Source organism: Bacillus sp. JJ1503, assembly GCF_036965125.1.
Lineage (GTDB): Bacteria > Bacillota > Bacilli > Bacillales > Cytobacillaceae > Cytobacillus.
In genome coordinates this window covers 11,014-12,521 of the sequence record NZ_JBALOZ010000242.1, presented here as the reverse complement: position 1 = coordinate 12,521, position 1,508 = coordinate 11,014, and the positions used below count along the sequence as shown (strand labels likewise).

1 protein-coding gene is annotated in these 1,508 nt (G+C 40.8%); it reads left to right on the top strand.

Annotation, left to right across the window (positions count from 1 at the left end):
* Positions 1 to 171: 171 nt before the first annotated feature.
* Positions 172 to 1,461: a glutamate-1-semialdehyde 2,1-aminomutase gene (gene hemL / locus V7149_RS18090; protein WP_335347003.1), complete on the top strand. Its 1,290-nt coding sequence runs from the start codon at positions 172 to 174 to the stop codon at positions 1,459 to 1,461.
* Positions 1,462 to 1,508: the final 47 nt, after the last annotated feature.

The window sequence follows — 1,508 nt, the reverse complement described above, 5'->3', positions numbered from 1 at the left end:
CCCTTCAGTGCCAGAAAACAGGTCAGAAGGTAGTTAAAGGGATTTAATAACGCCTTTCAGCATTGAAAAATAGTTCAGAAGGTAATTAAAGGGACTTTAAAACACCCTTCAGCCTTAAAAGTTATACTTAAACCGTCTTTAGAAAAACATTAAAACGAGAAGAGGGATTAAATGCGCTCTTACGAAAAATCTATTCAAGCTTTTAAAGAAGCAAGCAGATTGATGCCTGGTGGGGTTAACTCACCTGTGCGTGCCTTCAAATCAGTTAAAATGGATCCGATTTTTATGGAAAGAGGAAAGGGTTCCAAAATTTATGATATCGATGGCAATGAATATATTGACTATGTTTTATCATGGGGGCCTTTAATTCTAGGGCATTCGAATGATCGTGTTGTTGAGGCAATAAAGAAGGTAGCTGAAATGGGAACTAGCTTCGGTGCACCAACCGTTCAAGAAAATGATCTGGCCAAGCTTGTTCAGGAGAGAGTACCTTCTATTGAAGTCGTACGTATGGTCTCCTCTGGTACAGAAGCAACAATGAGTGCTTTAAGGCTCGCACGAGGCTATACGGGCCGAAACAAAATTTTGAAATTTGAAGGCTGCTATCACGGACATGGCGATTCCTTGCTTATTAAAGCAGGATCTGGAGTCGCTACACTTGGACTTCCAGATAGCCCAGGTGTACCAGAAAGTGTAGCCAAAAATACGATTACTGTTCCTTATAACGATTTAGAAAGTGTTAAATACGCTTTTGAACAATTTGGAGAAGATATTGCCTGTATTATCGCCGAGCCTGTAGCTGGGAACATGGGAGTTGTTCCGCCTCTTCCTGGCTTCCTAGAGGGTTTAAGAGAAATTACATCTCAATATGGCGCACTTTTAATCTTTGACGAGGTTATGACAGGCTTCCGTGTTGATTACAATTGTGCTCAAGGCTATTACAATGTTACTCCAGATATCACTTGTTTAGGCAAAGTAATCGGCGGGGGACTTCCTGTTGGCGCATATGGCGGAAAGGCTGAAATTATGGAGCAAATTGCACCAAGCGGTCCTATTTATCAGGCAGGAACCTTGTCTGGAAATCCATTAGCCATGACGGCTGGCTATGAAACATTGAGTCAGCTTACTCCAGATTCATATAAAGAATTCCAGCGTAAAGGGGATTTATTAGAAGCTGGTATAAAAGCTGCAGCAGAAAAATATGAAATCCCTCATACTTTCAATCGTGCTGGCTCGATGATTGGTTTCTTCTTTACAAATGAAGATGTCATTAACTACGATAAAGCCAAATCCTCGAACCTGGATTATTTTGCATCCTATTATCGGGAAATGGCTAATCAAGGAGTATTCCTTCCTCCTTCCCAATTTGAAGGTCTCTTCTTATCCACTGAACATAGTGATGAAGATATCGAAAAAACACTCCAAGCAGCAGAAATTGCATTTTCAAAGCTCAAAGGATAAAGTGAAACTTCAATCAGTGGGGGCATTATCCCACTGATTGTTAGTTG